The 18,883-nt window shown below is 73.7% G+C and carries 16 protein-coding genes; 12 read left to right on the top strand and 4 right to left on the bottom strand.

Features of this window, described 5'->3' with window-relative positions; all coding sequences use genetic code 11:
- Nucleotide 1 precedes the first annotated feature (1 nt).
- From RGE_RS11085 to RGE_RS11080, 3 genes are read left to right on the top strand one after another with little or no spacing between them, the layout of a single operon-like run.
- Nucleotides 2-2,038, top strand: coding sequence for a response regulator (locus tag RGE_RS11085; protein WP_014428477.1), 2,037 nt, complete (start codon nucleotides 2-4; stop codon nucleotides 2,036-2,038).
- Between the two features lie 50 nt (nucleotides 2,039-2,088).
- On the top strand, nucleotides 2,089-2,256 hold the full coding sequence (locus tag RGE_RS24275; protein ID WP_014428476.1) for a hypothetical protein: 168 nt from the start codon (nucleotides 2,089-2,091) through the stop codon (nucleotides 2,254-2,256).
- 57 nt (nucleotides 2,257-2,313) lie between these two features.
- Nucleotides 2,314-3,603: a cytochrome P450 gene (locus RGE_RS11080; protein ID WP_014428475.1), complete on the top strand. Its 1,290-nt coding sequence runs from the start codon at nucleotides 2,314-2,316 to the stop codon at nucleotides 3,601-3,603.
- 3 nt (nucleotides 3,604-3,606) lie between these two features.
- Here the strand turns inward: RGE_RS11080 and RGE_RS24565 are convergent, their stop codons facing one another.
- Nucleotides 3,607-3,981 carry a hypothetical protein gene (locus RGE_RS24565; RefSeq protein WP_232505012.1) on the bottom strand — a complete coding sequence of 125 codons (375 nt, stop codon included), beginning with the start codon at nucleotides 3,979-3,981 and terminating at the stop codon, nucleotides 3,607-3,609.
- 126 nt (nucleotides 3,982-4,107) lie between these two features.
- Here RGE_RS24565 and RGE_RS11070 point away from each other — a divergent pair, with 126 nt between their 5' ends.
- Entirely contained in the window at nucleotides 4,108-4,647 is a 540-nt protein-coding gene (locus RGE_RS11070) for a 2TM domain-containing protein (RefSeq protein ID WP_014428473.1), read from the top strand.
- A 4-nt stretch (nucleotides 4,648-4,651) separates the two neighbouring features.
- Here RGE_RS11070 and RGE_RS11065 read toward each other — a convergent pair whose 3' ends face one another.
- Both RGE_RS11065 and RGE_RS11060 read right to left on the bottom strand, forming a co-directional pair.
- Nucleotides 4,652-5,116: a DUF2269 family protein gene (locus RGE_RS11065; RefSeq protein WP_014428472.1), complete on the bottom strand. Its 465-nt coding sequence runs from the start codon at nucleotides 5,114-5,116 to the stop codon at nucleotides 4,652-4,654.
- Nucleotides 5,116-6,366, bottom strand: coding sequence for an SDR family oxidoreductase (locus RGE_RS11060; protein ID WP_014428471.1), 1,251 nt, complete (start codon nucleotides 6,364-6,366; stop codon nucleotides 5,116-5,118). The genes RGE_RS11065 and RGE_RS11060 overlap by 1 nt, the downstream gene beginning before the upstream one ends.
- 78 nt (nucleotides 6,367-6,444) lie before the next feature.
- Between RGE_RS11060 and RGE_RS11055 the strand changes: the two genes are divergently transcribed.
- The 5 genes from RGE_RS11055 (at nucleotide 6,445) to RGE_RS11035 (ending at nucleotide 10,140) form a co-directional block, all read left to right on the top strand.
- Nucleotides 6,445-6,921, top strand: a complete 477-nt coding sequence (locus RGE_RS11055; RefSeq protein WP_014428470.1) for a hypothetical protein — start codon at nucleotides 6,445-6,447, stop codon at nucleotides 6,919-6,921.
- A gap of 1 nt (nucleotide 6,922) precedes the next feature.
- The gene (locus RGE_RS11050) at nucleotides 6,923-7,480 is read left to right on the top strand and encodes a hypothetical protein (protein WP_014428469.1); all 558 of its coding nucleotides are present in this window, start codon (nucleotides 6,923-6,925) and stop codon (nucleotides 7,478-7,480) included.
- 61 nt (nucleotides 7,481-7,541) lie between these two features.
- Nucleotides 7,542-8,711 (top strand): zinc-dependent alcohol dehydrogenase, encoded by a 1,170-nt coding sequence (locus tag RGE_RS11045; protein WP_014428468.1) that lies wholly within the window; start codon nucleotides 7,542-7,544, stop codon nucleotides 8,709-8,711.
- A 17-nt stretch (nucleotides 8,712-8,728) separates the two neighbouring features.
- A complete protein-coding gene (locus tag RGE_RS11040; RefSeq protein WP_014428467.1) occupies nucleotides 8,729-9,244 on the top strand; it encodes a hypothetical protein in 516 nt (171 codons plus the stop codon).
- Between the two features lie 44 nt (nucleotides 9,245-9,288).
- Nucleotides 9,289-10,140 carry a UDP-2,3-diacylglucosamine diphosphatase gene (locus tag RGE_RS11035; protein ID WP_014428466.1) on the top strand — a complete coding sequence of 284 codons (852 nt, stop codon included), beginning with the start codon at nucleotides 9,289-9,291 and terminating at the stop codon, nucleotides 10,138-10,140.
- A 6-nt stretch (nucleotides 10,141-10,146) separates the two neighbouring features.
- On the opposite strand, the gene RGE_RS11030 is transcribed toward RGE_RS11035, so the two are convergent.
- Nucleotides 10,147-11,307 carry a glycosyltransferase gene (locus RGE_RS11030; protein WP_014428465.1) on the bottom strand — a complete coding sequence of 387 codons (1,161 nt, stop codon included), beginning with the start codon at nucleotides 11,305-11,307 and terminating at the stop codon, nucleotides 10,147-10,149.
- Nucleotides 11,308-11,401: 94 nt separating this feature from the next.
- Between RGE_RS11030 and RGE_RS11025 the strand changes: the two genes are divergently transcribed.
- The 3 genes from RGE_RS11025 (at nucleotide 11,402) to RGE_RS11015 (ending at nucleotide 18,862) form a co-directional block, all read left to right on the top strand.
- A complete protein-coding gene (locus RGE_RS11025) occupies nucleotides 11,402-13,261 on the top strand; it encodes a pyruvate kinase (RefSeq protein WP_014428464.1) in 1,860 nt (619 codons plus the stop codon).
- 75 nt (nucleotides 13,262-13,336) lie between these two features.
- Complete coding sequence (locus RGE_RS11020) at nucleotides 13,337-15,634, top strand: ATP-binding protein (protein ID WP_014428463.1); 2,298 nt, start codon at nucleotides 13,337-13,339, stop codon at nucleotides 15,632-15,634.
- A 258-nt stretch (nucleotides 15,635-15,892) separates the two neighbouring features.
- Nucleotides 15,893-18,862 carry a response regulator gene (locus RGE_RS11015; protein WP_014428462.1) on the top strand — a complete coding sequence of 990 codons (2,970 nt, stop codon included), beginning with the start codon at nucleotides 15,893-15,895 and terminating at the stop codon, nucleotides 18,860-18,862.
- The last annotated feature ends 21 nt before the right edge of the window (nucleotides 18,863-18,883 follow it).

Genomic DNA, 18,883 nt, shown 5'->3' with positions numbered 1-18,883 from the left:
GATGAACGTCCCGACGCCGCCGCCGCTGGGCGTGGCCGACCGCATCCTCGTCATCGAGGACCTGGAAACCGATTACGAGCTGGTGCGCCGCCATCTGCGCCAGCACGGCATGGGCGCCGAATGCCGGCGCGCGGCCTCGCCCGAGGCGGTGCGCAGCGCGCTCGCCGAAGGCGGCTGGCAGGTCGTGCTGGTCGACCATTCGCTGCCCGGCCTGGACTTCGACGCCACGCTGGCCCTGGTGCGCGAGCGCCTGCCCGAGGTGCCGGTGATCCTCGTCACCGGCACCATCGGCGAAGAGCTGGCCGTCGACCTGCTGCACCGCGGCGTCGCCGACTTCGTGCTCAAGGACCGCATGGCGCGGCTGGCGCCGGCCATCGAACGCTGCCTGCACGACGTGCAGCGCCGCCACGACGCCGAACGCGCGATGCGCGCGCTGGCGCAGAGCGAGGCCTTCAACCGCACGATCGTCGGCTCGCTCGGCGACGGCCTGTTCGTGGCCCAGGACGAACGTTTCGTCTTCGTCAACCCGGCGCTGCCGACGCTGCTGGGCTGGAGCCGCCTCGAGTTCGAGGGCCGGCGCTTCGACGCCGTCGTCGCGCCCGAGTCGCTGGGGCTGTGGCAGGAGCGCTACCGCCAGCGCCTGGCGCCGGCCGCGCCCGAACCCGAGCGCCAGTACGACGTCGCGCTGCTGCATCGCGACGGCCACCGCGTCTGGATGGAGCTGCGCGCGGCGCGTTTCGAGCACCAGGGCCGGCCGGCGGTGCTGGGCCTGCTGCGCGACACGACCGAGCGCCGGCGCATCGTCGCCGAGCTCGAACGCCACCGCCACCACCTCGAGGCCCTGGTGGCCGAACGCACGCGCAAGGCCGAGGACGCGAGCCGCGCGAAGACCGCGTTCCTGGCCAACATGAGCCACGAGATCCGCACGCCGCTGAATGCGATCACCGGCATGGTGCACCTGCTGCAGCGCGAGGCCACGCCCACGCAGCACCGCTCGCTGTCGGTCATCGCACGCGCCGTCGACCACCTGCTGTCGCTGGTCAACGACGTGCTCGACCTGTCGAAGATCGAGTCCGGCAAGCTGTCGCTCGAACGCGTGGACTTCGCGCTCGACGAACTGGTCGAACGCACGCGCGGCATGGTCGCCGATCTCGCGGCCGAGAAGCGGCTGCAGCTGGTCATCGACAACCGCGCCGGCGGCGAACGCCTGCGCGGCGACCCGACCCGGCTCGCCCAGCTGCTGCTCAACCTGCTGGGCAACGCCGTCAAGTTCACCGAACGCGGCGAGGTGCGGCTGGCCTGCAGCCTCGACCGCCACGATCCCGAGGCGCCGCGGCTGCACCTGGAGGTGTCGGACACCGGCATCGGCATCGAACCCGAGCGCCAGGCGCTGCTCTTCGACCCCTTCGAGCAGGCCGACAGCTCGACGACGCGGCGCTACGGCGGCACCGGCCTGGGCCTGGCGATCTGCCGCCACCTCGTGGACCTGATGAACGGCCGCATCGAGGTGCGCAGCGTGCCCGGCCAGGGCAGCAGCTTCACGGTCGAGGTGCAGCTCGAGCCGGCCGACGACGACGCGCCGCATGTCGTGGCCGCCGAACCCGAGCTCGACGAGGACCTCGAGGCGCTGGTGCGCCGCCGCCACGCCGGCGCCCGCGTGCTCGTCGCCGAGGACAACGAGATCAACCAGCTCGTCGCCGAGGAGCTGCTCGAGTGCGCGGGCCTGGTCGTCGACATGGCGACCGACGGCCAGCAGGCCGTCGAGCGCGCCGGCACCACGGCCTACGCCGCCATCCTGATGGACGTGCAGATGCCAGTGCTCGACGGACTGCAGGCGACGCGGGCGCTGCGTGCCCTGCCCGGCGGGCGCCGCGTGCCGATCATCGCGATGACCGCCAACGCCTTCGGCGAGGACCGCGACGCCTGCCTGGCCGCCGGCATGAACGATCACCTCGCCAAGCCGGTGGCCGCCGAGCGCCTGTACGCGCAGCTGCTGCGCTGGCTGCCGGTGGGCGAAGCGGCCTTGCGCGAGGCCTGAAGACGCGGGCACCGGGCTTGCCGCCTCGGCGGCAACTTCAGGAGTGCCCCATGGACGTCGGCCTTGTTCCCGCGCTGTTCGCGATCACGCTGCTGATCGCGCTGGTTTTCGGCCTGTACCAGTACCGAAAGGTCACACGCGCCCGGCGCGAAGGCCGCCGCTCGGTGCAGGCCGAGGTCCGGGGCGAACCGCCGCCCCGCCCCGATCGCGGGGGCTGAGCGGCCGGCGCGCACGGCGCTTGCCCGCAGGGGGCCAGGTCCCCCACGAACCGCCCGATGCCGCACGTCCTGCCCCCGCTGGCCACCCGCGCCACCCCCGCCCCGCTGCCACGGCTGCCCGGCTTCGACCACACGCTGGCCTGGCTGGCCGACCCGTACCGCTTCATCGCGCGCGGCTGCGCAACGCTCGGTGCCGACGTCTTCCAGATCCGGCTGCTGATGCGGCCGACGATCTGCATGTCCGGCCCGCTGGCCGCCGAGCTGTTCTACGACGAGAGCCGCTTCGTGCGTGCCGGCGCGGCGCCGGAGCCGATGCAAGCCACGCTCTTCGGCCACGGCGGCGTGCAGACGCTGGACGGCGACGCGCACCGCGTGCGCAAGGCGCTGCTCGTCGGCCTGACCGGCGCCGACAGCGTCCAGACACTGGTCTCGATCGTCGGCGAGGAATGGGACCGCGCCGCCGCCGGCTGGGCCGCGACGCCGCAACCGGTGACGCTGTACCGCGAGGTGCAGCCGCTGCTCGCGCGTGCCGCCTGCCGCTGGGCCGGCGTGCCGCTGCCCGAGGCCGACGTCGCCCGGCGCACGCGGCAGCTGGTCGCGCTGTTCGACGAGGCCGCGGCCGGCCCGATCGCGCACCTGCAGGCGCGCTGGGCGCGTTCACGCGCCGAGGCCTGGCTGACGGCGCTGGTCGAGCACGCACGCGCCGGGCGCACGGCGCTGCCGCCGGGCTGCGCGGCACAGGCCATCGTCGCCTATCGCGACCTCGACGGCCGGCCGCTGCCGGCCCACACCGCGGCGGTCGAGCTGCTGAACCTGCTGCGGCCGGTGGTCGCGGTGTCGGTGTGGATCAGTTTCGTCGCCCATGCGCTGCAGCGCTTTCCGGCCTGGCGCGCGACGCTCGCGTCGCCCGACGGCGAGAACCTGGCGCCGGCCTTCATCGACGAGATCCGGCGCCACTACCCGTTCTTCCCGGCGATCGTCGCGCGCGTGCGCACCGATTTCGACTGGTGCGGGCTGCACTTCCCGGCCGGGCGCCGCGTGCTGCTGGACGTGTTCGGCACCCACCACGACGCGCGCATCTGGCGCACGCCGCAGTCCTTTCTGCCCGAACGGTGGTTGCGCCGGCAGCCCGGCCCTTACGAGTTCCTGGCGCAGGGTGGCGGCGACGTCGCCGGCGGGCACCGCTGCCCCGGCGAAGACCTGGCGGCGCAGCTGATGCGGCTGGCGCTGGGGCGGCTGCTGCACATGCGGGTCATCGTGCCGCCGCAGGTGATGGCGCTGAAGATGTCGCGCCTGCCGGCCGTGCCGGTGGACGGCATCCGGCTGAGGGTGCTGGACCCGGGCTGAAGCCTAGTGGTCGAGCTCGGAATAGCCCGAGACGATCAGCCACGCGTCGTGGCGTTCGACGCTGAGTTCCACCCGGTCACCCGGGCTGAGATGGGCGAAGTCGGCACCCGGCGTGCTCTTGGTGACGGTCCATTCGCGCTGGTCTTCGCCGTCCAGATAGGCCAACCCCGTGCGGGGAAGGATCTCCCGGACGACGGCCCTGACGATCGAAAGGTTCGACATTGAGGCCATGCGGATCTCCTGACGTGAGTTCGCCGGTCCGCCGCGATGGCGGCCGACCAGCCGATTAGGCGCCCGCCGGGCGCTGGGGTTTTGATGCAGCCCAAGCCGGACGGAAGGATGACAGCCGTCATGCGCGGCGGCCAGCTGCGGCATCATCACACAGGTCGGGTGGGCCCTTGTCGCGCCGCTGTCGGGCGGCTGTCGGGTCGCTGTCGGGCCGTTGACGTGGTCCGCAACCGCCGGGCCGGGCACGCTGGAGGCCGTCGATTGCAGGGAGTCACGATGCTGGTGCAGAAACTGAGGATCCAACGCGGCTGGTCGCAGGAGCAACTGGCCGAACTGAGCGGGCTCAGCGTACGCACCATCCAGCGCATCGAGCGCGGCCAGCCGGCCAGCGCCGAAACCCTGAAATCGCTGGCGTCGGTCTTCGAGATCGACTTCTCCGTCCTGATGCCGGCCGAAGCGCCGCCCACCGCCCCGGAGCCTACGATGGCCGCTGACCGCTTCGATCCGCCCCCTGCCCCCACCGCCGCGCCGACGCCGGCCAGCACCCGCGTCAACGCCGAGGAACGGCTGGCGATGCGCCAGGTGCGCCGCCTGCGCGCCTTCTACGGCCACCTCGCGACCTACGTCGCCGTGATGCTGATGCTGCTGGCCATCAACCTGCTGACGCGGCCGCAGCACCTGTGGGTGGTCTGGCCGGCGTTGGGCTGGGGCATCGCTGTCGTCATGCAGGGCATCAAGGTCTGGGGCGAGTCGCGTTTCCTGGGCCCCGAATGGGAGCGCCGCGAGATCGAGAAGCGCCTCGGCCGCCCGCTCTGACCCTTCAGCCCGGCTTGGCGACCATCAGCCAGAACACCGCGACGAAGGCGACGAAGGCCGGCACGCCCAGCGCCACCCAGGCGAGCAGGCAGCGCCGGTAGGCCGGCGGCAGCGGCGCCCCGGCCGCCGCCGCCGCCTCGGCCAGGCGGCGCATGCGCATCTGCAGCACGACGACCGGCAGCCAGCAGGCCACGGCCAGAACGTAGAGCACGATCGCGTCGCGCACCCAGGGCGTGGACGCCGGCAGTTGCAGCACCTGCAGCAGATACCAGCCGCTGGCCGGCTGGAAGACCACCGTCGTCGCGGTGAACAGCCAGTCTGCCCAGACGACCTGGCGCGCGACGACCGCCACCGCCATCGTGCGCCCCGACAGGCTGGCCAGCAGCAGGTGGAAAGCCGAGCCGGCGCCGGCGCCGAACAGCAGCGCCGAAGACAGCACGTGCAGACACTTGGCGACGAGGTAGTCCATCAGCGGTCGCGCGCCCAGAGCAGCACCAGCAGCGCGAGGATCGGCAGGTTCTTCGTCAGCGGCCCGTACGGGTGCGCCCAGAACTCGGGCAGCGCGACGCCGATGACCGCGCTGTAGCCCAGCACCAACGCCGCCTGCAGCGCCCACAGCCGGCGGTGCCGGCCGGGCCACAGCGTCGCGACGCCGAACACCGCGTCCAGCCCGGCGGCGCCGAACAGCGCCGGCAGCCGCAGCGCTTCGGGCACGCCGGAACGCGCCAGCAGCGCCAGGCTCTCGTCGCGCGGGAAGACGAACAGCGAGACCCAGGCCGTCACCAGCCACAGCGTCGCCAGCGCCAGCCGCAGCAGCGGCACGGTCCAGCCGGCCTCGGCCTTCGTGCGCAGCGCCGGCGCCAGCTCGTGCGGCACGAAGGCCGCCACCGGCCGCGGCGGACCGCCGATCAGCGTCGTCAGGTCCTGGGCGTCGGCCGTGTTGCCCCGCTGCAGCATGCGCCAGGCGTCGCGGTCGAGCAGCCCGGTGCCGGCCGCCGCGACGGCCGCCATCAACGGCGCCGGCACCGTGACCGTGCGGGCCGGCGCCAGCCCCAGCCCGGCGCGCAAGCCCTGCAGATAGGCCGCCAGCGTCGTCGGCTCGGGCCCGACCAGCGCGATGCGCCGTCCGCGCCAGCGGCCCGGCGGCGCCTCGATCAGCACGACCAGCGCCGCGACGACCTCGTCGACGTGCACCGGCTGGATCGCCTGCCGGCCGCCGGCCGGCAGCGGCAGCACCGGCAGCGAGGCCCAGGTGAGAAAGGCCGCGCTGCTGGCGCCGCCTTCGCCGAAGACCAGCGACGGCATCACGACGCAGGCGTCCAGCGGCAGCGCCAGCAGCCGCCGGTCGGCGGCGTGTTTGCTGCGGTGGAAGCCGCTCTCGGCCTCGTCGTCGGCACCCAGCGCCGAGAGCTGCACGACGCGGCGCACGCCGGCCGCGGCACAGGCCTCGAACAAGGCCACCGGCCCGGCGACGTGCAGGTCGGCGAAGCGTGCGCCCGGGGTCTCGCGAAAGATGCCGACGGTGTTGACGACCGCGTCGACGCCGTCCAGGTGCTCGCTCCAGCGCGGTGGCGGGCCGGCGAAGTCGGCGGCGACGAAGCGGCAGCCGCTGCCGTCGGGCCGGCGGCCGGCGCAGATCGGTTCGTGCCCCGCCGCCTGCAAAGCCTCGCGCAGACGCCCGCCGATGAAGCCGCTGCTGCCGGTGAGGAGGATTCGCATGGGAACAGCGCTTGCCAAAAGCGGCCGCCGGCCAGGCAATCGGCATTCCGCCGCCCGGGCGACGGCACGGAGCGACCGATGACGACGACGATCTCACTGGCGCCGCGCAGCGTCGTGCGCGACACCCTCACCGACGGCCTGCTGGCCGCCGGCCTGTCCACCGTGGCGCTGGTCTGGCGCGGCCGCGAGGAGAGCACGCCGTCGGCGCCGCTCAACGCGATCAGCCACTGGATCTGGCCGCGCCGCGCGCTGCGCCAGGACGAACCCTCGCTGCGCCACACCGCCACCGGCACCGCGATCCACATCGCTTCGTCGATGCTGTGGGCCGGGGTCTACGACCTGATCCGCGCGCGCCGGCGGCGGCCGACGCCGCTGAACGCGATGGCTGACGCCGCCGCCGTCACCGCGGTGGCCGCGCTGGTCGACCTGCAGCTCGTGCCGCGGCGGCTGACGCCGGGCTTCGAACACCGGCTGTCGCGGCCCAGCCTGTCGCTGGTCTACGGCAGCTTCGCCGTCGGGCTGGCGCTGGGCGGCCTGGTCGCGCTGCGGCGCTGAGGTGGACGACACCCGCACGCTGCTGCAGATCGCCCTGCTCGGCGTGCTGGCGCCGGTCTGGATGCTCGCAGGCAGCGCCGACTGGCTCTGCCACCGCCTGCAGCGCATCGAGGCCAGCGCCGGGCTGCGCGAGTCGGCGCTGCACCTGGCGATGCTGGCCGAGCTCGGCGTCGCGGTGCTGGTGGCGCTGCTGCTCGAAGCCAGCGCCGCCGCGCTGGCGCTGATGTTCGCCGCCTGCGTGGCCCACGAGGCGACGACCTGGGCCGACCTGGCCTACGCCGACACGCGGCGCGACATCCCCTGGTACGAACAGCTGGTGCACGGGCTGCAGCAGGTGCTGCCGTGGACGGCATTCGCGGGCATCGTCGTGCTCGACGCCGGCCAGGCCCTGGCCGCGCTGGGGCTGGGCCGCGAGGCCGCCGACTGGTCGCTGCGCTGGAAGGCCGAGCCGCTGCCCGGCTGGTACCTGGCGGCGTTCTTCGGTGCCTCGCTGCTGCTGGTGCTGGGGCCGTTCGCCGCCGAGTTCCGGCGCTGCTGGCGCACGCGCCCGCGGCGCTGACACGGCACATCGCTTGCCGCGGCCTCGGCACAGCCTGAGGCCCTCGGGCAGGAGATCCACGATGCGCGCCCTTTGCTGGCACGGCAAGCACGACATCCGCTGCGACACGGTGCCCGATCCGGGCATCGAGGACGGCCGCGACGCGATCCTCAAGGTGACGAGCTGCGCGATCTGCGGCTCGGACCTGCACCTGTTCGACGGCGTCATGCCGGGCATGGAACACGGCGACGTCATGGGCCACGAGTTCATGGGCGAGGTCGTCGAGGTCGGCCGCGACAACAAGGCGCTGAAGGTCGGCGACCGCGTCGTCGTGCCGTTCACGATCAGCTGCGGCGAATGCGAGCAGTGCCGGCGCGGCAACTTCTCGGTCTGCGAGCGCAGCAACCGCAACAAGAAGCTGGCCGACAAGGCCTTCGGCCACAGCACCGCCGGCCTCTACGGCTACACCCACCTGACCGGCGGCTACCCCGGCGGCCAGGCCGAGTACGTGCGCGTGCCTTACGCCGACTGCGGCCCGCTGAAGATCCCCGAGGGCCTGTCCGACGAGCAGGTGCTGTTCCTCGGCGACATCTTCCCCACCGGCTGGCAGGCCGCGGTGGCCTGCGACATCGAGCCCGAGGACACGGTCTGCGTCTGGGGCGCCGGCCCGGTGGGCCAGTTCGCGATCCGCAGCGCGCTGCTGCTGGGCGCGCGCCAGGTGATCGCCATCGACCGCGTGCCCGAGCGCCTGGCGATGGCCGCCGCCGGCGGCGCGATCACCATCGACTTCGACGAGGAGCCGGTGCTCGAACGCCTGGCCGAGCTCACCGGCGGCAAGGGGCCGCAGAAATGCATCGACGCCGTCGGCATGGAAGCCCACGCGACGCGCTCGCTCGACTCGATCGTCGACCGTGCCAAGCAGGCCGTGATGCTGGAGACCGACCGCCCGCACGTGCTGCGCGAGATGATCATGGCCTGCCGCCCGGCGGGCATCCTGTCGGTGCCGGGCGTCTACGGCGGCTTCGTCGACAAGATCCCGATGGGCGCGCTGATGAACAAGGGGCTGACGCTGCGCACCGGCCAGACCCACGTGCCGCGCTGGACCGAGGACCTGCTGCGCCGCATCCGCGACGGCCAGATCGACCCGTCCTTCGTCATCACCCACAGCGCCGGGCTCGAGGACGGGCCCGGGCTCTACAAGACCTTCCGCGACAAGGAGGACGGCTGCATCAAGGTCGTCCTCAAGCCCTGAACCCCGAGGAGCACGAGATGGTCCCTTCGCATCGACAGGCGCGCTCGCTGGCGCGCGCGCTCGGCTGGTTCAGCCTCGGGCTGGGTGTCGTCGAGCTGGTCGCCGCACGCGGCCTGGCGCGCCGCGTCGGCCTGCCCGGCCAGGCCGGCCTGGTGCGGGCCTACGGGCTGCGTGAAGTCGCCACCGGGCTGGCGCTGCTGTCCACGCGCCGCCCGGCGCCGTGGATGTGGGCCCGCGTCGGCGGCGACGCGCTGGACATGGCGACGCTGGCCACCGGCCGCGACCGGCCCGGGCGCCAGGCGGCCATCGCGGCCGTGGCCGGCGTCGCGCTGCTCGACGTCGCGGTCGCCGCCAGCCTGCAGCGCGCCGCGGCGCAGCCGCCGGCCGACTACCGCGGCCGCAGCGGCTTCCCGCAGCCGCCCGAGGCGATGCGCGGCGCCGCGCGCGCCGACTTCGAGTCGCCGCAGGACTTCCGCACCCCGGCCGCGCTGCGGCCGTGGACGGTGGACGACGGCCCCGGCGCGGTGCACTGAGGGCGTCACCACGCCGTCACGCCGGCCGGCGACGATGCCGGTCCATGCAGACGGCGCCCTCCTCCCCGCCCGACGCCCGAGACGGCGCCGCGGACGGCGTGCCGCTGCGGGTGCGCACGGCCTGGATCTCCGACATCCACCTCGGCACGCCCGGCTGCCAGGCGCAGCCGCTGCTCGCCTTCCTGCGCGACCTGGAATGCGAGACGCTGTACCTGGTCGGCGACATCGTCGACGGCTGGCAGCTCAAACGCAGCTGGTACTGGCCGCAGGCGCACAACGACGTCGTGCAGAAGATCCTGCGCAAGGCGCGCAAGGGCACACGCGTGGTCTTCGTGCCCGGCAACCACGACGGCTTCGCGCGACGCTACGTCGAGCTGAGCTTCGGCGGCGTCGAGGTCGTCGAGGACTGCCTGCACGAGACCGCCGACGGCCGCGTGCTCTGGGTGACCCACGGCGACCTGTTCGACGGCATCGTGCAGCACGCGCGCTGGCTGGCGCACGTCGGCGACGCCGCCTACACGCTGGCCCTGGAGCTCAACCGCTGGTTCAACCGCGCCCGCGCGCATTTCGGCCTGCCGTACTGGAGCCTGTCGGGCTACCTGAAGCACAAGGTCAAGCGCGCGGTGAGCTACATCGACGACTTCGAGACCGTGCTCGCGCACGAGGCGCGCCGGCGCGGCGCGCACGGCGTCGTCTGCGGCCACATCCACCACGCCGAGATCCGTACCATCGACGGCGTGCTCTATTGCAACGACGGCGACTGGGTCGAGAGCCTGACGGCGCTCGTCGAACACGCCGACGGCCGGCTGGAGATCGTGCGCGGCGGGCGCCGAGCACCGGCCGCCGCCCTGCCCGCGCCGGCCGAAGCCCGCGCCGAAGCCGAGCCGGTCGCCTGAACCGGCTCAGGCGGCCAGCGCCTCGGGCTCGTCGTCGGGGAACTGCGCCCGGCGCGGGCGCAGCAGCTCGTCGAAGACATCCAGCACCTCGGCCGCGGCGCGGTTGTCGACCCAGCGCACACGCGCCTGGTACTGCGGCAGGCGCTGCAGCAGCTCGGCCATGGCCTGCGGCAGCTCGCGCAGCGAGCCCACGGCCAGCCCCAGCCCCAGCTCGCGCAGCCACTGCACGTTGTAGCGCTCCTGCGGCAGCGTCGAGGCGTTCTCGATGGTCAGCACCGGCAGGCCGAGCTGCACCGCCTCGCTGATCGAGCCCGGCCCCGGCTTGCCGACGAAGACATCGGCCAGCTGCAGCACCCGAGGCACGTTCTGCGTGAAGCCCAGCGCGACGTGCGGCGCGGCGCGGCGCATCGCCGCCAGCTCGGTCTGCAGCGCCGCGTTGTGGCCGCACAGCAGCACCAGCTGCACGTCGCCCAGCGCGCGCGCGATCTTCAGCATCTGGCGCGAGCCGTGGCCGCCGAACATCACCGCGGCCACCGGGCGGTCGGGGTCCAGGCCGAGCGCAGCACGGTCGACGCGCCGGTCGCCGGAGGCGGGGCGGTAGAAGGCCGGCCGCAGCACCATGCCCGAGACGCGGTGCAGGCGCGAGGCCGGCACGCCGGCGGCCAGCGCCTGCTCGGCCGCACGCGGCGTGCCGCAGACCAGGTGCTGCTCGACCCGCGGCTCGATCCAGAAGCGCGGCGGGTGGTCGGCCAGGTCGGTCATCACCGTGGCGAAGGGCAGGTCCTGCCAGGCGGCCTGCACCGACTCGCCGAGCACGCGGTTGAAGTTGGGCACGACCGAGACCACGAGGTCGGGACGGCTCTGCAGCCAGTGGCGCCGCAGCGCCGAGAGCATCGGCCGGTGCGCCAGGCGGATCAGGCCCTGCAGCAGCTTGAGCTCGTGGCCCAGGCCGGCGGTCCAGCCGCGGCGCAGCCGCAGGTTGTAGTAGTCCTCGGGCTCGAAGCCGGTGAGGCGCTGGAAGCTCGCGCCGGGGTCCAGCACGCGCACCAGGTTCACCGGGCGCAGGTTCCACGCCCGGCCCTGTTCCTTCGCCGTCTCCTGCAGCGCCTGCACCGCGGCCCGATGGCCGCCGCCGGCGTTGAAGTAGACGAGGTCGATCGTCGTCATGGCCGCATCCTGGGGCCCGGCCGTGACGCGCCGGTGACGGTCACGAAAACGCCATGCGGCGGGCGCAGAGTGGCTGCCGGGAGAAGACCGACCGATGAACCTGTCCACCCACGGCGCCGAAGCCGCCGCCGGCGCCAGCGCCGAACCCTGGGACCGCACCGGCTGCGAGGCGCTGATCGCCGAGCTGCAGGTGCTGCGCGAATCGATGCTCGAGCACGAGGCGCGGCTGGCGCCCCAGCTCGCCGGCGTCGACCCGGCCTACCGCGCCAGTGCCGCCAACCTCGCGCACTACCTGGCGCTGCGCCGCTACGACCTGCGCCGCGTGCAGGAGCGGCTGGCCGGCATCGGCCTGTCCTCGCTGGGCCGCGCCGAGACCCACGTGCTCGCCAACCTCGACCAGGTGCTGGGCATCCTGCACCGCATCGTCGGCCGCGACTGGGCCTCGCGCCGGCAGGAGGAGCCGGCCGGCCTGGGCCAGGGCGGGCGGCTGCTGGCCCGCCACACCGAGGCCCTGCTGGGCGCAGCGCCGGCCGAGCGCAGCGCCCGCATCATGGTCACCCTGCCCAGCGAGGCGGCGCAGGACGACACGCTGGTGGCCGCGCTGGTGGCCGCCGGCATGGACATCGCGCGCATCAACTGCGCCCACGACGACGCCGCGGCCTGGGAAGCGATGGCCCGGCGCGTGCGCCACCACGCGCGCCGCTGCGGCCGCCCGGTGCGCGTGCTGATGGACCTGGGCGGGCCCAAGCTGCGCACCGGCGCGCTGCGCCCCGGGCCGGCGGTGGCCCACCTGCGCCCGGAGCGCGACGCGCTGGGCCGCTGCCTGCAGCCGGCGCGGCTGGGGCTGCGCGCCGCAGGCGACGCCGGCGAGGTGCCGGGCGCAGCGCTGACATTGGCCGTCGAGCGCGACTGGCTGGAGGCGCTGGACGCCGGCGACCGCGTCGAGCTCGTCGACACGCGCGGCCGGCGCCGCCGCCTGCGCGTCGCGGAGCGGCGCAGCGCCGGCGTGCTGCTGGAGTGCCGGCGCAGCCTCTGGCTGGGCGAGACGACCGAAGTCCTGCGTACCGGCGACACCAGGGGCGCACGCCTGCAGGCGCTGCCGCGCGAGCCCGGCGCGCTGCTGCTGCACCGCGGCATGCGGCTGACGCTGCAGCCCGAGCGCGAAGCCCACCCGGCCGACCCCGAGGCCGCGCTGCCGGCCATCGGCTGCACGCTGCCGCAGGCCCTGGCCCAGGTGCGCAAGGGCGACCGCGTCTGGTTCGACGACGGCCACCTGGGCGGCGTCGTGCGCCGCAGCGGCACGCGCAAGGTCGAGGTCGAGATCACCCATGCCCGCGACGGCGGCCAGAAGCTCGGCGCCGACAAGGGCATCAACCTGCCCGACACGCTGCTGGACCTGCCGGCGCTGACCGCCCAGGACCTGGCCGACCTGCCGGCCGTGGCCGCGCATGCCGACCTGGTCGGGCTGTCGTTCACCCAGTGCGCGGCCGACGTGCAGGCGCTGCGCACGGCGCTCGCCGCCCTGCCCGGCCCGTCGCCGGCGCTGATGCTGAAGGTCGAGACCCGGCGCGGCTTCGAGGCCCTGCCGGAGATCCTGCTGGCGGCGATGGCCGGCCCGGCGGCCGGCGTGATGATCGCGCGCGGCGACCTGGCGGTGGAGTGCGGCTTCGAGCGCCTGGCCGAGGTGCAGGAGGAGATCCTCTGGGCCTGCGAGGCCGCGCACCTGCCGGTGGTCTGGGCCACCCAGGTGCTCGAAGGCCTGGCCAAGACCGGCCAGCCCAGCCGCGCCGAGATCACCGACGCGGCGATGGCCGGGCGTGCCGAGTGCGTGATGCTCAACAAGGGGCCGTACGTCGTCGAGGCCATCCGCACGCTCGACGACATCCTGCGCCGCATGCAGGCGCACCAGGAGAAGAAGCGGCCGCTGCTGCGCGCGCTGAAAGCCTGGGCCTGAAGCGCCCGGCGCGCCTCGTCACCCTGACCGAGGGGCCGGCGCGGCACGGCCGGCGCGCTTGGCTACGATGGGGCAATGGACGCCGCGACCCTGCTGACCGCCAACGCGCTGCTGTCCTCCGCGGCCGCCCTGGTGATGGGCGTGGTGCTGCGCACGCGCAAGACCTATCCCGGCTTCGGTTTCTGGACCGCCGGCATCGCCTGCCTGGCGCTGGGCACGGCGCTGCTGATCCCCGACGTGCTGCCGCCAGGCTGGGCGACGCGGGTCGGGCGCAACGCCGTGCTGATCGCCGGCCACGCGCTGATCCTGCGCGGCCTGCTGGTGTTCCGCGGCATCGAGGTCGGCGCCGGGCTCGAAGCCGGACTGGCGCTGCTGTTCCTGCCGGTCTTCGGCTGGTTCAGCCTGGAGCCGGCGCAGCTGCCGGCGCGCATCGTCTGCTACTGCCTGTTCTCCAGCGCGCTGAGCCTGGCGACCGTCGCCGTCACGCTGCGCCGGCGGCCGCCGCACTTCGGCTCCAACGACCTGCTGCTGGCGCTGTGGCTGACGCTGTTCGCGCTGATCACGCTGCTGCGCGCGGCGCAGGAGCTGGGCAACGTCAGCACGGCGTTCGAGTCGCTGAAGGGCTTCGGCGGCGTCTACGCGCTGGCGCAGATCCTGTCGGTGCAGCTCGTCACGCTGACGCTGATCAGCATGAACTCGCAGCGCATCGAGTGGGAGTACCGCAGCAGCGCCGGCCGGCTGCTGGCCAGCGAGCAGCAGCTGCGCTCGATGGGCGACAACCTGCCCGCCGGCTTCATCTACCGCTACGAGCTCGTCGCCGACCGGCGGCGCTTCGACCACGTCAGCAGCGGCATCGAGGCCGCGCTGGGGCTGCGGCCGGCCGAGGTGATGGCCGACGCCGAGCCGCTGTTCGCGCTGCTGCCGCCCGAGGAGCGCGCGCGCTACCTCGACGACGAGGCGCGCAGCGCCGCCGGGCTCGGCGACTTCCACGCCACGCTGCGCTTCGAGCTGCCCGACGGCCGCGTGCGCTGGCTGGACGTGCGCTCGCGCCCGCAGCGCCGCGCCGACGGCTCGACCTACTGGGACGGCGTCGCGCTGGACGTCAGCGACCGGCTGCAGGCCCAGCAGGCGCTGGCCGAGCACCGCCAGCAACTGGAGGAGACCGTCGAGCGCCGCACCCGCCAGCTCGCCGAGGCCAGCCAGCGCGCCGAGGCCGCCAACCTCGCCAAGAGCGCCTTCCTGGCCAACATGAGCCACGAGATCCGCACGCCGCTCAACGCGATGATCGGCATGTCGCACCTGATCCGCCGCGAGGAGCTGAGCGAGCGCCAGTCCGACCGGCTCGCCAAGCTGGAGGCCGCGGCCCGGCACCTGCTGGAGGTGCTCAACGCCGTGCTCGACCTGTCCAAGATCGAGGCCGGCAAGCTGGCGCTGGAGACGCTGCCGCTGCGGGTCGAAACCCTCGTCGCCGACGTGCTGTCGATGCTCGACGAACGCGCCGAGGCCAAGGGGCTGAACCTGACGAGCGAACTCGACCGCATGCCGCGCGACCTGGTCGGCGACCCGACGCGGCTGCAGCAGGCGCTGCTGAACTACGCCAACAACGCCGTCAAGTTCACCGAGCACGGCAGCGTGACGATCCGCGCGCAGCTCGTGTCGCAGGACGAACACGGCGCGCTGCTGCGTTTCGAGGTCCAGGACAGCGGCATCGGCATCGCGCCGGAGGTGCTGCCGCGGCTGTTCGCGGCCTTCGAGCAGGCCGATCCCTCGACCACGCGGCGTGCCGGCGGCACCGGTCTGGGGCTGGCGATCACGCGCCGGCTGGCCGAGCTGATGGGCGGCGAAGCCGGCGCCAGCAGCGAGCCCGGCGTCGGCAGCCGCTTCTGGTTCACCGCCCGGCTGCGCCGCGACCCGGCGGCCGCCAGCGAGCCAGCACAAGGCGCCGTCGCCGAGGCCGAGCAGACGCTGCGCCGCCGCCATGCCGGCGCCCGCGTGCTGCTGGCCGAGGACAACCCGGTCAACGCCGAGGTCGCCCAGGCCATCCTCGAGGAAGCGGGGCTCGCCGTCGAGCTGGCCCGCGACGGCCGCGACGCGGTCGAGATGGCGCTGGCCGGCGACTACCGGCTGGTGCTGATGGACATGCAGATGCCCACGCTCGACGGCCTGGACGCCAGCCGCGCGATCCGCGCCCGGCGCAGCTCGGCCGAGCTGCCGATCGTCGCGATGACCGCCAACGCTTTCGCCGAGGACCGCGCACGTTGCCAGGCTGCAGGCATGGACGACTTCATCAGCAAGCCGGTCGACCCGGCGGCGCTTTACCGGCTGCTGCTGCGCTGGCTGGAGCGGCCCGCGGAGCCCGGGCGCCCGGGCTGATGCGGGCGCCGGCCGCCGCCTCCGGCGTCGATTGCCAAGCTGACGGACTCGACCTTGGTTCATCCTAGGGCGGCCGCTCGCGGCCCGGTGTAGAAGCAGGGTCGAGGGTCCGGAGCCAGGGCCGGCGTGACGGGGGGTCACCGCCGCCCCACGGGCGCGCCGCGAGGCGTGCCCGGCGTTGCACCCTGCGTGCACGTGGTCCGATGGTGGCCGAGGGGAGCGGTGAATGCGTTTGCGGTCTGTGCGTCCCACGCTGGCTTGGCGCTGTGGCTCGTCGCCGGCGTCGGCCTGCTGCTCGCGGTCTTCCTCTGGACCTCCTACCAGGACCAGATGGCCCTGGCGAAGGCCAACTCGAAGAACCTGGTGGAGGTGCTGGAGACGCGGCTGGACGCGACGCTGCGCCGCGCCCAGGTGACGCTGGAAGATCTCGCCAGCGAGCTGCCGCTGGAAGCGCTGAACCTGGCGGCGCGCGAGCGCTATGCCGAGCGCCTGCACCAGCGCCTGGCGCGGCTGGCGCGCAACTTCCCGGAGATCTCGGGCCTGGTCGTCATCGACCGCGACGGCAACGCGCTGTACCTGTCGCAGCGCATCGAGACCGGCCCGCCGGCCACGGCCGTCGGCCGTGCCTACTACGACCTGCTGCGCGCGAACCCGCAGACGCCGATCGTCTTCTCCGAGGTCCTGCCCGGCCGGCTCTCCGGGCGGCCGCACGTGTTCATCGCGGTGCCGATCCGCGACAAGGCCGGCGGTTTCGCCGGCATCGCGCTGGCGCCGCTGCAGCTGGACCACTTCCGCACGCTGGTCAGCGGGATCCGGATCGGGCCCCAGGGCGTGGTGACGCTGCGGCGCAGCGACGACGCGACGCTGGTGATGCGCATCCCCGACCGGCCCGACGCGGTGAACCAGGTGCCGGGCAGCAGCCGCATGCTCGACAGCATCCGGGCCGGCGGGCGCGAGGGCACGGTGCGCTTTCGCGCGGTGATCGACGGCGTCGAGCGCATCTACGCCTACAAGGCCGTCGGCAGCTACCCGTTCTACATCGCGGTCGGGCTCGCGACCTCCGATGTGCTGGCGCAGTGGCAGCGCACCGCGGCGCTGTCGGTGGCCGCGGTGCTGCTGGGTCTGGCCGGCCTGATCTGGCTGATGTGGCGGCGCGGGCGCGCGGAGTACGCGCTCGAGCTCGCCGCGGGCCGTCTGGAGGAGAGCAACGATCGTTTCCAGCGCCTGCTGGACTCGGTGGGCGAAGGCATCTGCGGGCTGGATGTCGAAGGCCGTGTCAGCTTCGTCAACCCGGCCGGGGAGGCGGTCCTGGGCGTGCGCGAGCCCGAGGCGGCGACCGCGGTGCTGCAGCGCCTGCAGCCGGCCGGCGAAGAGGTCGACGGCCTCGCCTCGCCTTGGGTGCGCATCCTGGAGGGCTTGTCCCGCGGCGAGGGCCTCGCCGCGGTCGAGGCCCGTCTGGCGCGCGAGGACGGCAGCACGCTGTTCGTCGACTGCACGCTCAACCCGCTGGTCGAGGACGGTCGCCGGGTGGGCGGCGTGCTGCTGCTGTCGGACGTCACGGCGCGGCGCAGCGCGGCGCTGGCGCAGGAGCGTTACCGCCAGGAACTCGAGAACACGGTCTCCGAGCGCACGCGCGAGCTGCTGGCCGCCAAGGTGGCGGCCGAGGCGGCCAACGTCGCGAAGAGCGCCTTCCTCGCCAACATGAGCCACGAGATCCGCACCCCGCTGAACGCGATCACCGGCCTGGTGCACCTGCTGCGCAAGGACGAGCCGACACCGCGCCAGGCCGAGCGGCTGGCCAAGGTGGACGCCTCGGGACGGCATCTGATGTCGCTGATCAACGACATCCTGGACCTGTCCAAGATCGAGGCCGGCAAGCTCGTCCTGGAGGAGAACGACTTCGCCCTCGAGCAGGTGCTCGACCAGATCGCCTCGGTGATCGGCGAGTCGGCGCGCCAGAAGGGGCTGACGGTGGCCATCGACACCGACCACGTGCCGGTGTGGCTGCGTGGCGATCTGCTGCGCATCCGCCAGGCGCTGCTGAACTTCGCCGCCAACGCGGTCAAGTTCACCGAGCAAGGCGGCCTCGTGCTGGCCTCCGAGCTGCTCGAGGAGCGCGACGGCCGCCTGCTCGTGAGGTTCTCGGTGCGCGACACCGGCATCGGCATCACGCCGCAGGTGCGGGCCCGGCTGTTCCAGGAGTTCGAGCAGGCCGACTCGAGCACGACGCGCAAGTTCGGCGGCACCGGCCTGGGTCTGGCGATCACCCAGCGGCTGGCCCGGCTGATGGGCGGCGAAGTCGGCTGCGACAGCGTGCCCGGCCAAGGCAGCACCTTCTGGTTCAGCGCCTGGATCCGGCGCGGCCAGGGCCTGCGCACGCTGGCCGAGCGCCCGGCCTCGGCCGACCGCACGCTGCGCGAACAGCACTCCGGCGCCCACGTGCTGCTGGCCGAGGACAACGCGATCAACACCGAGGTGGCGCTGGAGCTGCTGCACGCCGTCGGCCTGTGGGTGGACCTCGCCGGCAACGGCAGGATCGCCGTCGAGAAAGCCGGCGCCACGCCGTACGACCTGGTGCTGATGGACGTGCAGATGCCCGAGATGGACGGGCTGGAGGCCTGCCGCGCGATCCGCCGCCTGCCGGGCTGGGCGCAGCGACCCATCGTCGCGATGACGGCCAACGCCTTCGCCGAGGACCGTGCGGCCTGCCTGGACGCCGGCATGAACGACTTCGTCGCCAAGCCGGTGGAACCCGACACGCTCTACGCCTGCCTGCTGAAGTGGCTGCCGCGTGCTGTCGGGGAGCGCGCCGCGACGGCGGCGGCCGCGCCGGTGGCGCCGGCACCGTCGAAGCAGGACCTGCTGCTGACGCGGCTGGCGCTGGTACCCGGCCTGGACCTCGAACGCGGCCTGCGCATCCTGCGCAACAACGCCGGCCGATACCTCGAACTGCTGCGCATGCTGGCCGAGCGCAACGTCCAGGACCTCGCCGCGCTCAAGCGCGCGCTGGCCGACGGCGACCTGCAGGAGGCCGAGCACCTGACCCACTGGCTCAAGGGCTCGGTCGGCAACCTGGGGCTGGTCGCGATGCTGGACGCGTCGACGCGGCTGAACCAGCTGCTGCGCCACCCCGGCGCCGACCCGCAGGCGATGGCGGCGCTCCTCGCGCGCCTGGACAGCGCGCAGCACGAGCTCTGGAAGGTGCTGAGCTCGGCCGACCCCGACTGAACACGCCGGGCGCGGCCGGCT

The organism is Rubrivivax gelatinosus IL144 (assembly GCF_000284255.1).
GTDB lineage: Bacteria > Pseudomonadota > Gammaproteobacteria > Burkholderiales > Burkholderiaceae_C > Rubrivivax > Rubrivivax gelatinosus_A.
Note: the sequence above shows the minus strand (reverse complement) of the source record. Positions and strands in the feature narration are given on the sequence as shown.

What these genes read in the sequence shown, in the direction of transcription:
- RGE_RS11030 (WP_014428465.1), bottom strand. Translation starts at nt 11,307, where the DNA reads ATGACGACGATCGACCTCGTCTACTTCAACGCCGGCGGCGGCCATCGG.
- RGE_RS11020 (WP_014428463.1), top strand. Translation starts at nt 13,337, where the DNA reads ATGGACGCCGCGACCCTGCTGACCGCCAACGCGCTGCTGTCCTCCGCG.
- RGE_RS11040 (WP_014428467.1), top strand. Translation starts at nt 8,729, where the DNA reads ATGGTCCCTTCGCATCGACAGGCGCGCTCGCTGGCGCGCGCGCTCGGC.
- RGE_RS11080 (WP_014428475.1), top strand. Translation starts at nt 2,314, where the DNA reads ATGCCGCACGTCCTGCCCCCGCTGGCCACCCGCGCCACCCCCGCCCCG.
- RGE_RS11045 (WP_014428468.1), top strand. Translation starts at nt 7,542, where the DNA reads ATGCGCGCCCTTTGCTGGCACGGCAAGCACGACATCCGCTGCGACACG.
- RGE_RS11085 (WP_014428477.1), top strand. Translation starts at nt 2, where the DNA reads ATGAACGTCCCGACGCCGCCGCCGCTGGGCGTGGCCGACCGCATCCTC.
- RGE_RS24275 (WP_014428476.1), top strand. Translation starts at nt 2,089, where the DNA reads ATGGACGTCGGCCTTGTTCCCGCGCTGTTCGCGATCACGCTGCTGATC.
- RGE_RS11055 (WP_014428470.1), top strand. Translation starts at nt 6,445, where the DNA reads ATGACGACGACGATCTCACTGGCGCCGCGCAGCGTCGTGCGCGACACC.
- RGE_RS11065 (WP_014428472.1), bottom strand. Translation starts at nt 5,116, where the DNA reads ATGGACTACCTCGTCGCCAAGTGTCTGCACGTGCTGTCTTCGGCGCTG.
- RGE_RS11025 (WP_014428464.1), top strand. Translation starts at nt 11,402, where the DNA reads ATGAACCTGTCCACCCACGGCGCCGAAGCCGCCGCCGGCGCCAGCGCC.
- RGE_RS24565 (WP_232505012.1), bottom strand. Translation starts at nt 3,981, where the DNA reads ATGATGCCGCAGCTGGCCGCCGCGCATGACGGCTGTCATCCTTCCGTC.
- RGE_RS11070 (WP_014428473.1), top strand. Translation starts at nt 4,108, where the DNA reads ATGCTGGTGCAGAAACTGAGGATCCAACGCGGCTGGTCGCAGGAGCAA.
- RGE_RS11060 (WP_014428471.1), bottom strand. Translation starts at nt 6,366, where the DNA reads ATGCGAATCCTCCTCACCGGCAGCAGCGGCTTCATCGGCGGGCGTCTG.
- RGE_RS11035 (WP_014428466.1), top strand. Translation starts at nt 9,289, where the DNA reads ATGCAGACGGCGCCCTCCTCCCCGCCCGACGCCCGAGACGGCGCCGCG.